Source organism: Caballeronia sp. LjRoot34 (assembly GCF_964253815.1).
GTDB lineage: Bacteria > Pseudomonadota > Gammaproteobacteria > Burkholderiales > Burkholderiaceae > Caballeronia.
In genome coordinates, this window is record NZ_CAXUSB020000002.1 from 1,880,673 (window position 1) to 1,894,451 (window position 13,779).

The 13,779-nt window shown below is 59.9% G+C and carries 13 protein-coding genes; 3 read left to right on the forward strand and 10 right to left on the reverse strand.

What is annotated here, in order from left to right; genetic code table 11:
* Positions 1–117: 117 nt before the first annotated feature.
* Positions 118–2,427, forward strand: a complete 2,310-nt coding sequence (locus ACSQ36_RS28030) for a TonB-dependent receptor (protein WP_436184483.1) — start codon at positions 118–120, stop codon at positions 2,425–2,427.
* A gap of 63 nt (positions 2,428–2,490) precedes the next feature.
* Here the strand turns inward: ACSQ36_RS28030 and ACSQ36_RS28035 are convergent, their stop codons facing one another.
* From ACSQ36_RS28035 to ACSQ36_RS28070, 8 genes are all read right to left on the reverse strand, one after another.
* Positions 2,491–3,615, reverse strand: a complete 1,125-nt coding sequence (locus ACSQ36_RS28035) for a cytochrome D1 domain-containing protein (RefSeq protein WP_436184484.1) — start codon at positions 3,613–3,615, stop codon at positions 2,491–2,493.
* Positions 3,616–3,766: 151 nt separating this feature from the next.
* A complete protein-coding gene (locus ACSQ36_RS28040; protein ID WP_436184485.1) occupies positions 3,767–4,372 on the reverse strand; it encodes a DUF3280 domain-containing protein in 606 nt (201 codons plus the stop codon).
* An 11-nt stretch (positions 4,373–4,383) separates the two neighbouring features.
* A complete protein-coding gene (locus ACSQ36_RS28045) occupies positions 4,384–5,307 on the reverse strand; it encodes a vWA domain-containing protein (protein WP_436184965.1) in 924 nt (307 codons plus the stop codon).
* 98 nt (positions 5,308–5,405) lie between these two features.
* A complete protein-coding gene (locus ACSQ36_RS28050) occupies positions 5,406–5,951 on the reverse strand; it encodes a tetratricopeptide repeat protein (protein WP_436184486.1) in 546 nt (181 codons plus the stop codon).
* Complete coding sequence (locus ACSQ36_RS28055) at positions 5,948–6,928, reverse strand: vWA domain-containing protein (RefSeq protein ID WP_436184487.1); 981 nt, start codon at positions 6,926–6,928, stop codon at positions 5,948–5,950. Before ACSQ36_RS28055 ends, ACSQ36_RS28050 begins: the two co-directional genes overlap by 4 nt.
* Positions 6,925–7,743: a calcium incorporation protein MxaA gene (locus ACSQ36_RS28060; protein ID WP_436184488.1), complete on the reverse strand. Its 819-nt coding sequence runs from the start codon at positions 7,741–7,743 to the stop codon at positions 6,925–6,927. The genes ACSQ36_RS28055 and ACSQ36_RS28060 overlap by 4 nt, the downstream gene beginning before the upstream one ends.
* A gap of 50 nt (positions 7,744–7,793) precedes the next feature.
* Positions 7,794–8,657: a DUF58 domain-containing protein gene (locus tag ACSQ36_RS28065; protein ID WP_436184489.1), complete on the reverse strand. Its 864-nt coding sequence runs from the start codon at positions 8,655–8,657 to the stop codon at positions 7,794–7,796.
* Between the two features lie 13 nt (positions 8,658–8,670).
* Positions 8,671–9,690 (reverse strand): AAA family ATPase, encoded by a 1,020-nt coding sequence (locus ACSQ36_RS28070; RefSeq protein WP_213765730.1) that lies wholly within the window; start codon positions 9,688–9,690, stop codon positions 8,671–8,673.
* A gap of 381 nt (positions 9,691–10,071) precedes the next feature.
* Here ACSQ36_RS28070 and ACSQ36_RS28075 point away from each other — a divergent pair, with 381 nt between their 5' ends.
* Positions 10,072–10,332: a hypothetical protein gene (locus ACSQ36_RS28075; RefSeq protein WP_436184490.1), complete on the forward strand. Its 261-nt coding sequence runs from the start codon at positions 10,072–10,074 to the stop codon at positions 10,330–10,332.
* A 301-nt stretch (positions 10,333–10,633) separates the two neighbouring features.
* Here the strand turns inward: ACSQ36_RS28075 and leuD are convergent, their stop codons facing one another.
* Both leuD and leuC read right to left on the reverse strand, forming a co-directional pair.
* A complete protein-coding gene (leuD, locus tag ACSQ36_RS28080; protein WP_436184491.1) occupies positions 10,634–11,275 on the reverse strand; it encodes a 3-isopropylmalate dehydratase small subunit in 642 nt (213 codons plus the stop codon).
* Positions 11,276–12,682, reverse strand: a complete 1,407-nt coding sequence (gene leuC, locus ACSQ36_RS28085; RefSeq protein WP_436184492.1) for a 3-isopropylmalate dehydratase large subunit — start codon at positions 12,680–12,682, stop codon at positions 11,276–11,278.
* A 146-nt stretch (positions 12,683–12,828) separates the two neighbouring features.
* On the opposite strand from leuC, the gene ACSQ36_RS28090 reads away from it, so the two are divergent.
* Entirely contained in the window at positions 12,829–13,746 is a 918-nt protein-coding gene (locus tag ACSQ36_RS28090) for a LysR family transcriptional regulator (RefSeq protein ID WP_436184493.1), read from the forward strand.
* Positions 13,747–13,779: the final 33 nt, after the last annotated feature.

Genomic DNA, 13,779 nt, shown 5'->3' on the forward strand with positions numbered 1-13,779 from the left:
CCGGTTGCACGACGCGCATCTTGTGGGACGCTTTCAGTATGGCAACGGCGCGGATATTTTCTGCGTCGAACGTTATACCGAAGTCATACCGATAACAACACCCTGCAGGAGACAATCATGAGCCAGGCCCCGCATCACCGTCCTCGCAAGCCTCCATTCGCGCTGCGCGTGTGCTTGGGCAGCGCGCTTGCAGGCCTCAGCGCCACGGCCTGGGCACAAGATGCAGCCTCGCCGCCGGTAGCTGCGTCCGAGCCGAACCTGATCCAGCTGGCGCCGATAGTCGTGGTAGGCACCACGCCGCTGCTGGGCATTGGCACGCCGCTTGAGAAGGTGCCGGCCAATGTCCAGACCATCAAGGGCAGCGCGATCGACGCGCAGCATGGGGCGGTGCTCACCGACTACTTCGAGAAGAATGTGGGCAGCGTCGACATCAACGAAGCCCAGGGCAATCCGTCCCAGACCGACATCAACTATCGCGGCTTCACCGCGTCACCGCTGCTCGGTACGCCGCAGGGTTTGTCCGTGTTCCTCGACGGCGTGCGCATCAACGAGCCGTTTGGCGACGTGGTGAACTGGGACCTGATCCCGCAAGCCGCGATCAACACGATCCAGGTGATCCCCGGTTCCAACCCCACCTTCGGCCTTAACACGCTCGGCGGCGCCATTGCTGTCACGACGAAAAACGGCCGCAGCAATCCGGGCGGCGAGGCCGAAATTTCGGCAGGGTCGTGGGGCCGCAAGACGGCGCAGATAGAGCAAGGCGGCGTGATCGGCCAGAATCTCGACTATTACTTCACCGCGAACACGACCAACGACGACGGCTGGGCCGACCACAACTCCAGCCGCCTGCGCCAGGCGTTCGGCAAGCTGCGCTACACCGACGCGGACACCACGATTTCACTGTCCATGGGGGGCGCCGACAACGATCTGCAGGGCTCGCAGACCATCCCCCGCTCCTTCCTCGATAACTACAAGCAGGCCTACACATTCCCGGACCAGAACCAGAATCAGGTTGGCTACCTGACGCTGTCGGGTGAGCATTATTTCAGCCCCAACCTGCAGATCAGCGGCAACGTGTATTACCGGCACTACCGGAACGTGAACACCAGCAGTAACACTAACGACGACTTCGGCGAGGTCGATGACGACGGCAACGTCAACACCGTCCAGGCGACCAACGAACAGTCCGTGATCGTTACGGACAGCTACGGTGCGAGCCTGCAAATGACGCTGCTCAACAAGCTGGCCGGGATGGAGAACCAGTTCGTCGCAGGCATGGCGGGCGACTTCGCCAACTCCCATTTCACGCAGGCTTCACAAGACGCCGAGTTCACCGACTCAAGGGCGACCATAGGTATTGGTCCCTATGAGTCTCAAACCGATGCAAAGACGCGCAACGCGAACTATGGCGTGTATTTCGAGGATACGTTGTCGATCACGGAGCAGTGGTCCATGACACTGGCCGGACGTTATAACTGGTCCAAGTCCGTCATCGGCGATGAAAGCGGTGTACAGCCGCTGCTCGACGGCAGCCATACGTTCTCCCGCTTCAATCCGGCGGTCGGCATCAACTGGAACCCGACCCCCACGTTCACCGCCTACGCCACGTACAACGAAGGCATGCGCTCGCCGACCGCGATCGAACTCGCCTGTGCCGATCCGGCCTCACCCTGTTCCCTGCCGAACGATTTCATTGCGGACCCGTCGTTGCAACCGGTGATTTCAAAGACCTACGAGATCGGCGCGCGTGGTCAGCTCGGACATGCAACCTCATGGAGCGCGGCACTCTACCGGACCACGCTCGACAACGACATCCAGTTCGTCAGCAGCAACGGCGCGGCCAGTACGCTCGGCTTTTTCCAGAACGTGGGCAAGACGCGCCGGCAGGGACTCGAGCTGGCCGGACGCACGCAGTTCGGGCCACTGGCCGTGGCCGCGAGCTACAGCTACGTCGACGCGACGTATCAATCGACGTGGACCGAAAGCAGTTCCAGCAATTCGAGCGCCGACGCCAACGGCAATATCACTGTCAAGCCAGGCGACCGCATTCCCGGCATTCCGCAGAACACGATCAAGTTGCGGCTCGACTATGCGGCGACGCCGAAATGGAATGTAGGGACCAACCTCACGTATCGCGGCAGCATTTTTGCTCGCGGCGACGAAGACAACCAGGATGTGAACGGGTCGGTAGCGGGCTATTTCCTGATCGACCTCGACACCACCTACAACATCACGAAGCAGTTACAGGTGTTCGCCAGCATCACGAACCTGCTCAACAAACGTTATGCGAGTTTCGCGATCCTTGGCGAGAATGACTTCGATGGTCCGAACCATACCTTCAACGGCGCCAATCCGGCCAATGAGCAGTTCCTTGGCATCGGCGCGCCGCGGGGAGCCTGGGTGGGACTGAGGTATGCGTGGAAGTAAGTTTTGTTCCGCACCGGGGATCATCTGTCTCAGCTGATCCCCGGTGCGAACGAGACTGGCGTGCTACTCGATCGACCCCGCGCTGTGCGGATACGTCACGATGCCCCACGCGAGCGGCAGTCCCTCGATCTGCTTGACCGGCTGGTAGCTGGTGGCGTCGAAGACATACACCGCGTTCGACCGGCCGCATGCCAGCATCAGCTTCGAGCCGTCAGGCGTGAAGCTGAAGTGCCAGCAACGCAGGCCCACCGGCACATCGGTTATGTGATCGAAGGTCTTGGCATCGAATACCTGCAACACCTTGCCGCGCGCCGCCGCGACCATCAGGCGCTTGCCGGCAGGGTCGAACGCGACACCGTAGGGACCAAGCTGGGTATCGACAGTCTTGAGCACCTTGAAGCTGTGGGCATCGAGCACAACGAACTTGTTGGTGTTCTCAAGGGTGACCACGTATTGCTTGCCATCCGGAGAACGCTTGATGCCGCGCGGGCGCGATCCATGGTCCAGCTTGAGCGTGCGCAGCGGCGCGCCCGTGCCAACGTGATACACCGAGACCGTATCGTCCCCCTCGTTCGTCACCAGCATTTCCCGGCCATCGCCGGAAAACTCCACACCCTCCGTCTCGTGCCCGCTCTTCACCGAGCGGATCACCCGCAGAGTCTTCAGGTCGACAATCGCGATCTCCGCCGGCGGCTCATTCGCGTTGTCATCGCCCTTTCCTGCGCCCGGAGGACCGCCTTTATCGGCTCCTGGCGCTCCTCCTGATGCACCCGGCGCTCCCGGTGCCCCCGACACGCCCGGAGGCGGCCCGCCGTCCTCTCCCGGCTCGTAGGTCACGTAGGCATAGTTGCCATGCACCCGGACAAACTCCGGATTCTTGCCGATCTTCACCCGCCGCAAAATCTTGCCCGTGGCTGTATCGACTTCTGACAAATCACCTGGTTTCTTGTTCGCCAGCAGCAGCCGGCGGCCGTCAGCAGTCAGGCTCAAGCCACGGGGGCCATCGTCGCCGAACGCGAATGTCTTCGCGAGTGTCATCTGGTCGAGGTCGATCACGCCGACCCCCGCCGTCTCGCTCGTCACATAAGCTGTCGGCGGCGCCGCCCACGCCGGACTTGCGCCGAACGTGATGCCAGTGGTCACCACCGATGCGAGCGCCAGATACGCCGTCGCCTTTTTCAAATGCATGTTCGTCTCCGTCTATTGTTCTGGTCGGTGCACCGGATGTCTTCGGACATCGCGGACCCAAAGGCCAACTTAGCCCATCATGGCGGTACTTGACAACGTATCGGGGCGGGAGATTCTCCCGAAAGCGTCTTTCGACCGCGCGCCCCCGGGTCTAGCGAGTTGCATCAGGGTCGTCGGCGAGACGGTCGACCAGCGCCTTGACGCCGCGACGCCATGACAAATCCGTGTTGCCGCGAATATCGACCGAGCGCTCGAACACGGTCTTGCCCGACGCCACGTCTTCCACGCGAAGATTGATGTTGATGATCAAGTTGCTGACTTTCTGCACCCAGCACACCCCGACACGCTCAACGCCGAGTTTGCGTCCGACTTGCCGCTCGCAGCCGTTGCACGCGTTCATGTCCTGCGCCGCCGTAAGTTGCGCAATCATGGCGCTCGCGGGCGCGTTATCTGCGACACGAAAAAGCTGACGGTCGCGCAACTGGGCGCGCAGGTCATCGCTGATCAAGACAACGCGGGCCTGTTGCGTGCGGTTGGTCTCGGCGTCGTTGTAAGAGGCGTTATCGTCGATGAGCGTGCAGTCGATAACAGCAATCGACCGTGTCGCAGCCATTGCCTGCGATCCGGCAGCGACTATCGCAAGACATAGCGCGACACTGCGCAGAACACTCAATGTGCGCCGCTGTCCGCCATGTAAAACGCTTCGCAGCGGCAGCATGGCCATAGGTATCCACGAGTCGATGATTCGATTCTCCATGCCGCAGCCCTTTACATAGTTATCCGGATCACATGATCCTGGCCAGTCAACGCTCGCTTCGCGCCAGCATGTGAAGCTGAACTGCTCACCGTCTGGCGCCGTCTTAAACACAAGCCTCGCAAACCCCACGCAGGTAAAAATCGCCAGGTTAGCAGCAGTAACGCAAGCAACGCCGGACACCAGTTAAGATTGGTCGCCGCAGGCTCCCGGTGCATCAACTGCGGATCGAGCATGGCGCGGGTCAACGCCTCGGCGCCAAACAGCCGCTGATACTTAAAGCCAATCCGTGACGCAACCGACGCAAGGTACTCCCCCTGCAGTTGCGACAACTCCTCGTGGGTTTCCACGGTAGTCGGCTTGCCCGGTATGGTCGGGACCTGAATCACATCATCGGCATGCCAGAATCCCACCCTGTTGCCGTTGGCATCGGTCTTGGGAATGTTGGCGGGCTGGTCCCCGCCCACGCCAATTAGCCAGCCATGAACCTTGCCGCTGGCCACTTCGCGCACCCGGTCATTTGATGGCAACACGGGTGGCGCTTCCTGGCCATCGGTCACAAAGATCACCGCGGTATCCAGCCCGACTTCCTGCGCCGTTCGCACCGCCGAGTAGATGCCGCCCTCAGCCACGCGGCTCCAGTTTGTCCAGCGCATGCGCCCATCGATTTCATTTAGCGACGACAGCAGCGTGTCGAAATTGCGGCAGACTTCAACGGGCGGCAACAACAGCAAAGTACGTTGTCCGGTAAACACGCTCCATCCGACCTTCGATCCGCAGGGCAATTTTCCCAACGTTTCACGTGTGGCGGCACGGGCGAAATCAAGCCGGCTGGATGGCGCATCGTTCGAGCCCACGTCCTCGGTGTCCATACTTTGCGTGATATCGAAGGTGACGATGTAACGCGCGGTATCGCGCGGCAAAATGACGGGGGGCATTGCGAGCGCGGCGACCAGCAACAGCAGCGCGAGCACGACCGGCCACTGTTGCCGGCTGAAAAGATTTCGGGCAAAACGTCGCCCATGTGGACCGGTTTTCACGGCAGATCCTCAGCCTGAGCGCCGCGCAACTTGACGTCGTGCTGCTCCTTGACATCCGGCTCGTCGGCGCTCTCGGTCTCTTCGGGAGCGCGCCATAACGCGCGTTCGAGGTTGTAGCGCGCATCCCAGTCGCCGGGCGTCACGCGCAGCAACTGGCGGTATCGTTGCTTCGCCTGTTCCAGCAGGGGCAACGATTTGACAGGACCGGGATTTCCCTCGCCGGTCGCCTGACGCAAATACATATTGCCCAGGTTGAAAAGCGCAGCCTGCGCCAGGTCGCTGCCGGCGTCGTCTTGTATCAGCGCCTCATAGAGTTTCTGCGCGTCAGCGTATGCGCCCGCTTTCGACAGTGCCATCGCACGGGCCAATCGAGCCTCGGGTAGATCGGCCAGATGGGACGGCACACTGGTGATGATGCGTGCTTCGGCGACAGCCTGGCGCACATCTTCAGCATGTTTCATTCGTAATCCGTCATCCGCCGCCACCGCCGCACAACCCAGCGCAACAAGTCCAAACGCGATGTGAGTCCAGGAGCGTCTCATGTCCAACTCCTGACCTGAACCAGATTCAACGCGAGCAGGAAAGCGCAGAAGAGCAGCGCGGCCGCAAACCAATAGGCACTGTGATCCTGTCGCGGCAACTGCTCGACAAACGACACCTGATATTTTTGTTGCCGGTTGATATCGGTCATGGCGGCGGCCATCGCATCCGCATCGCTGGCCTGATAGAGGTGATACGGGGATTTCAACGTGACAAAAAACCGGTGCAGCTCGGCCTCGGCGGAGGTATCGTCGGCGGCGATCGCCCGCAGATCAGGGCTGTATACGCCACTGCGCAGGTAGATGAAATACAGGTCGATCTGATTGCGTGCGAGACCTTCCGCTATATCGCGACGCGCTTGTGCGTCGAGTCTTGCGCCGCCGTCCGAGACAAGTACGATCGCCCGGTGGCTGTCGTAACGACGTCCGTCAAATTGTCCAATCGCTGCACGCAAACCGCGATCGAGCTGCGTGTCTGCCATGCCGCGGCCAATTCCCGTGCCGGCTATCGCGGCTTGAATAATTTCATGATTCGCCGTGAACTGAATGACCGGTATAGCGCTGATGCCGAACATCATGAACGCGAACCGGTCGTTCGGACGGTCATCGACGAAACGGGTTATCGCCCGACGAGCGACTTCATTCTTCGACATGCCCCGCGAATCGATCGGCTGCCGCCCCATCGCGTCATCCATGCTGGAACTTCGGTCCATCAGGATGAGAATTTCTGCACCGGTGCCGGTGTGCAAGACGTGCATGTTGGAACGGCCCGGGCTTGCCAGACCAATGACTATGCAAAGTATCGCCAGCACCGCGCAGCCTCGCCATAATGTCCCGACCGCACGCCCTAGCGGGTCGACCGGCAGCCATCCTATATACGAAAAGCTCAGCGTATCACCGCGTCGGCGCAGCAACGCAAGGCAGGCGAGCGGCATGAGAACAAGCACGTAGGGATGAGCGAAGTCGATAGGTGAAGTCATTGCTGCTGACGCCTCTCCGCGCGATAGAGCGCGCGGCTCAAGTCGAGCAAGGGGAAGCTTTCATCGGCTGAACGCGACGCAAAGAAACGCTCACCCGAGTGCTGGTAGAAGAGTTCGAGCTGCGGTTGCAGCGCTTGCAAATGCGGCGCTCTTGCAAGCAGGCCCGGCAGTGAACCGGCATGCACGACCTGCCCTGCCGTCTCGTTTAATGCACGATGCAGACACAGCCACCCGTGCGCGTTTTTATCGGATTGGGATGAATCGAAGCGCTGCATTTCCATGTACGCCCGGGCAAACGGCAAGCGCGCCGCTTCGCGTGTGTTACGCCATTTCCACCAGCCGAACCATGCGACAAGCGTCAATGTAAGGAAGCAAAGCGCCCACATGGCCTGCCTGCGCAGCGGCGCAATGGCGGGTAACGGCGCTGGCCGGTCGGGACGCAGTGGTAGAAGGTCGCCCGTGCCAAATGCCGTATTTGGCGTGAGCGGACTCACGCTTAGCGGCCATTCCGGTACCTGTAGCGAACCCAGTGTCAGGGCGGGGAGTGAAATGGTGGTGAGCGTTTGCGGCGCGTTCACGATCTGATAGTCGATGACCATCCATCGCCGCCCTTCCCCATCCGTTTCAATGCGCGGATGGCGGCGCTCGAACCAGATGCCGATGCGCCCCGTCGATGGCGTCGCGGCGGCGCTAGAACCGTCGTTGCCCAAAGGGAGCAGGATGCGTTGCGAAAGCACATCGCCTACCGTGTAGCCGAACGCGCGCGGTTGCTCAAAAGTGGCCGGCGCAGGCGCCGCCCTGGCAGCATGCGTCATGCTTAGGATTACTGCTGTTATAACCAGAATCAGAGGACGCGCGAATAGGCTCATGCGACTGCTTCCAGGAAGTATCGCGACAACGCTTCGGCCTCGAATGCGCCCTGAACGTAGAACGGCCGTATCCCGCGTTTATCGAAAATCCGCTCGATTTCGGCACGCCGCCGCACGACGGCGTCGCGCCAATCCCGACGCGTTTTACCCTGCAGCCACACTGTTCGGCGCTCTCCCGTTTCGGCGTCGTCAACAGCTAGCAGCCCGCCATGCTCCGGTGGTTCGACTTCCGCGGAGTCCCATATAACCATAGGGATGACGTAGGCATGGGTCAATGTATCCAGAATCTTCGGCAGCCGTTTCAGCGGCCAATGAAAATCCGAGACGATAAAGACAATCCCCTGCCTCCCGGCAAGTTTCGCGACCGATTTTTCCAGTCCATCGATACCTCCCGCCACGCCGGGCGATTGCGCGGCACGGCGCACTGTGGCCGCCATCACGTCGCCGACACCCTGACCATAGCGCGCCGGTGAATAGAGATCTTCACGCTCGGCGGCATCGAACGCGAGCATGCCGACCTGATCGCCCGCACGGAACGCGCTGTAACCCAGCGCGCCTATAAAATCCGCCGCAACGTCGAGCTTGGATTTGAGCCGCCCGAAGTGCATCGACGCTGATACGTCGATCAATACGTACACCGGTACGGCCACGCGTTGCAGATAAACGCGAACGAGCCACTCGGCGGGAATAGCCCGCAAGCTCGCGCGTAAATCAATACGGCGTGGATCTGGATGATCGAAAAGACGCGCGTGCATGGCGAATGCCTGACCCGCGCCGAAACTGGAACCGGGATGCGATCCGGGTCGCGAACCGCCGGCGCGCATTGGCAACCGGTAGTGAAATTCTGGCATTGGGCTCATCGCATTCATGACGTTACGGCACCGCGACTCTCGCCATGATCTGCGCAATTAGCGCTTCCGCAAGTTCCTGTCGGCGCAGTTCGTAGATTGGCGTGAAGAACACGCGATGCCCGAGCGCGGGCAACAACACGGCATGAATATCCTCCGGTATCAGATGCGAGCGCCCGGCCAGCCACGCGACCACACGCGCTGCCCGCAAGAGTGCGCTCATGCCGCGCGGACTCGCACCCACGAGGATGAGCCGCTCCATGTCAACGCCGTCCAGGGCAATATCGAATTGCAGCGGGTTCTCGGTCGCGCGCCAGATGTCGAGCACGTAGCGCTCGATCGTTGCGCTGGCGCTCACGTTGCGTTGAATGCTGGCGCCGATGTCGTTCAGCTCTGCCCATCGGACCACGCCAGGCGTCACCCGCTCGAGCAATGCGTCGACGTCGTGGAAAACGGGATCAAAAACCAGCGCGCGTCTTACTTCGGAATCTGACGGCGTCGGCATATTCAGCTCGAAGAGAAACCGGTCCCGCGCAGCCGATGCCAGCTCGAACGTCTCCTCGCGTTCAACCTTGTTACGATCCGCGAACACCGTCATGTGAGGAAAGTGGTATTCACGGTCGAACGCGGAAACGGAACGCTCGGCCATCGCGCGAAGCAGGAGCGACTGGACCTGCGGCCGCGCCCGGTTGATCTCGTTGAAGAAGAACGTCGTCAGGCTTTCACCGTGGCGCAGCAAGGGACCGGGATCAATACGAGGCCTTCCGTCTGCGTCTACATACGTGTGATAGATAAGGTCGCCCGGCATCATGTCGATGGTGCCTTCCACGCGCCCGAAGCCTCCGCCGATGGCCCGCGAAAATGCGCGCAGCACGGTCGTTTTGCCGACCCCGACGCCGCCTTCCAGCAACACGTGACCGCGCGCAAACAGCGCAACGTTAATCAGGCGGATAATTTCATGCTGGCCTGCGACGGCGGCGGTGACGCTCAACTCCACCCGCAATGCACTCTCGCGCCAATCCTGAAGTTGCTCCTCGAAAGCCATCGGCCCGGTCTCCTGTTGCACGGCAGCACTGTGTAGGAAACAATGCGCCGGAGCGAGAGAACGCAAGAGTCGTACCGAGTTTAAACACGCGCGGGCTCATGTTCAAAGGCTTGCCGGCGAAGGTTTTAATCAGCAATGGCATGAACGGCTGAGAAACACACTGTCACAGCCGGCGGTACACGTTGTGCCTGCGATTCAACGTAACTAATCGCGCAGGCCCATAAGGTCCGGGCACAACGGAGGCTTTGTGCCGTCATGCTTTTCCTTCTGTGCATAATGGGCGCTCACTCTATTCCGGGTTCAGCGCGTGCCTGTACCCGATGGCGGCTCTCGCGGTCGAAATCGCGCGCCGCAATAAGCAATAACGATCAAGATCGTTCGATGCTTGCCCGCTATCTCCGCGGCTTGCTTGACCGTTTTGTCATGGGTTTTCGCTGGGGCAAACAGGGCCGCAAACACGGCAGCAAGCGCGACCAGGCAATTCTGGTGACTGCGGCAATGCTCGGTGCGGTGATCATCGCTCGCGCAGGCGACGATCCAGAACTTTCGGATGAGATCCGAATTACCAATGAAGTTGGCCGCCGATCTTCGCATCGGCGCTGTAGAGGAACTCAATTAGCTTCCGGAAAATTAACCATATAACTTCCGTGCTCTCTCCGACCCTCTTCGAGCGAAAGACGAGCATGGGATGTCCAAACTCGTAGAGATAGGTACGGCTTTGCTCGGCAGGTCATCGGCCTAAGCGGATTTGGTCCATCGACGATGATATGCCGGCTTGCTGCTGCAGACCGGCCATTCGCCAACGACGATAGCGAGCGTCCGCTACGGCCGTCGATGATCGACGATCCCTCCATCGATGATAATGTCGAGAGGCGTTTTCACGTACCTCGCTCGCGTCAGCGTTATCGTGCTTTACGTGTAGCTCCACTTTCTTGATCCCACGTCATGCCAACCAAGGTTCAGCAGCGAAGTGGGCCTTTTCGAACGCCTTTATTCGCTCGCTGTAGCTAGCCAATATCTGCTCGATTTCATCAAGGCCCGACAGCAGAGAATTCTTGCGGGAGGCGTCGAGGTCAAACGAATAACTCTTCCCACCCTGGCAAACCACCCGCTGCTCCGGGAGGTCGATTGTCATGGGAGTCGGTTCGTCTACCCGGGCCAGCTCGCTGAACAACTCTTCGACAAGTTCTGCCGGCAGCCTTATTGGAAGTAAGCCGTTTTTGAAGCAGTTGCCGTAGAAAATATCACCGTAACTGGGTGCGATGATGGCTTTGATCCCCCAGTCGGCCAACGCCCAGACAGCGTGCTCGCGGCTCGATCCGCATCCGAAGTTGGCGCGGCACAACATGATTTGTGCACCATGATAACGGGGCTGATTAAGTGGGAAGTCCGGCCGCTTGGTCCGTTTCGTTATGTCGTCACCAGGCACGCCCACGTCGGCACATCGCCAGTTGTCGAACAGGTAATCGCCAAATCCGACGCGACTGGTCAACGCCATGTACTGCTTCGGCAAGATCGCGTCGGTATCGACGTCGGCCCGGTCGATAGGCACCGCGTAGCTATTCAGTATGACGAATGGTTTCATTCAGAGCTCCGCTGGGTCGATGAAATGTCCGGCGATAGCTGCTCCAGCCGCCATAGCTGGGCTCACCAGATGGCTGCGGCCACCACGCCCTTGTCTTCCTTCGAAATTTCGATTCGAGGTTGAAGCGCAGCGTTCGCCCTCACCAAGACTGTCGTTATTCATCCCAAGGCACATGGAGCAGCCCGGTTCGCGCCACTCAAATCCTGCCTCGACAAAAATCCGGTCCAGACCTTCTGCTTCCGCCTGGTACTTGACGTTCCCAGAACCGGGTACGACCAATGCCTGCCGGATCGTGGATGCGACCTTCCGGCCCTTCACGACATCGGCGGCAATGCGCAGATCCTCGATGCGCGCATTGGTGCACGAGCCGATGAAAATCTTATCGAGCCTGATTTCCCGAATCCGCGTTCCTGCATCCAGTCCCATGTAGTCCAGTGCGCGCGTTGCTGCGGCTCGCTGCTCGTGCGTTGACTCGGCAGCCGGGTCGGGCACGCATCCATTGATACTCGTGACCATGGCGGGCGTCGTTCCCCACGTCACCTGGGGCCGCAGGTCGCTCACGTCGAACACCGCCGTCTTGTCGAATTCGGCCGAGGGATCGCTGTGCAATGTCGACCATAGCTGCGTTGCGTCATCCCACTCCGTACCAACCGGGCTGGACGGGCGTCCGTCGAGATAATCGATCACCTTCTTGTCGACACCGATCAGGGCACAGCGAGCGCCCGCTTCCACTGCCATGTTGCACAATGTCATGCGGCTTTCCATGCTGAATCCGGATACCGTCTCACCTGAAAATTCCAATGCAAACCCCGTGGCAAAATCGGTTTTATACCGGCCGATAAACGCCAGTGCGACGTCTTTCGCGTAAGTACCGCGCGGTAGTTCGCCCCGGATTTGCACGTTCAGTGTCTTGGGCCGGCGCAGAACCAGACATTGCGTTGCGAGAATCTGCTCCACATCCGATGTGCCGATACCCAGCGCCAGCGCACCGAATGCACCGTGCGTCGTGGTGTGGGAATCGCCACACGCGATCGTCATGCCAGGCAGGGTCTCGCCCAACTCCGGCGCGACGACGTGCAGGATTCCTTGCCTGCGGTCCGTCAGCTCAAAAAAACGTAAGGCGTATTCGATGCAATTCTGCTGTAGCGCAACGAATTGTCGCTTGGCCGATTCGTTGTGCATCCCCGCAAGGCGATTTGTTGTGGGAATATTATGGTCTGCGGTCGCCAATACCGATAAAGCGCGCCACGGTTGGCGCGAGGCGGCACGTAAGCCGTCGAATGCCTGAGGACTCGTCACTTCGTTCAACAGGTGCCGGTCGACATACAGCAAAAAATAATCGTCATCCAGTTGTGAAACGACGTGCCGCTGCCAAATCTTTTCAAGCAGGGTTTGGGGGTAAGCCATGGTTATCCGTCATCGAAAGCGTGGGAGATGCTTGACGATGAGAATAGCAAGCCGGGGATCGGATTGAATTGACCGTTCGCGACAACTGCCATCACGGGCCGGCAAAGCTCTTCGGCCCGAGTTTTATGTGAAGGATCTGTCAGACCATGCGTTTCGATATTGAAACTTTGCGCCTCTTTATTTTTGTCATTGAAGGAGGAAGCATTTCCGCCGCTTCCGAACGGGGGAATATCGTAGTGTCCGCTGTCAGCCGCCGCATCTCGGACCTCGAGCGGGACGCCGGAACGCCGTTGCTGCATCGCCGTAGCCGCGGCGTCGAGCCGACGCCCGCAGGCAACGCGCTATACCGGCGAGCGAAGATCGTGATGGACCATTTGCAGCAGATCGAATGTGAGATGGGTCAGTATGGAGACGGGGTGCGAGGGCTGGTGCGGCTGTCCGTCAACCTGACGGCGATGGCGCATTATTTGCCGAAGGAACTGAAGTCGTTTGTCAATCGCTTCCCCAATGTTCAGATCGGGCTTGTCGAGCGTCTCAGTGAGCAGGTATCGCGGGATCTACTCAGCGGTGATGCGGATATAGGCATAGGCGCGGCATCCTACATCGATGGAAGCCTGTCGGAACGGCCGTTCCGCACTGATCGACTAGTCCTGATCACACCCGCGGACCACCCCTTAGGTCGACGTAAAAGCGTGAAATTCGCAGAGACCCTCGATTACGAGCACGTCGGCATGCAAGACGGCGCCTCCATTCTGGCCCTTGCTATCCAAGCGGCCAAGGCGCTTGGGCGTCCTATGCGTCTTGCCATCCAGGTCACCAACTTCGAGGCGATTCGCAATATGGTCATTGCCGGACTGGGCATTGCGATCATCCCGGAAATCGCACTTGCCGACCGGGATCATTCCGACTACGCGAAGGTGAGGCTCGACGAACCGTGGGCCGGGCGGCAGCTCAAGCTCTTGTTCAAACCAACGGCGCCTTTGCCGATAGCGGCCATGCACCTTCTCGACCACCTTTGTACGAAAGGCGGCAAGCCAGAGATAGGCCCGGATCCAATGGAATGAACGCCCACGATAAAGATTCAACACCCATGGCAC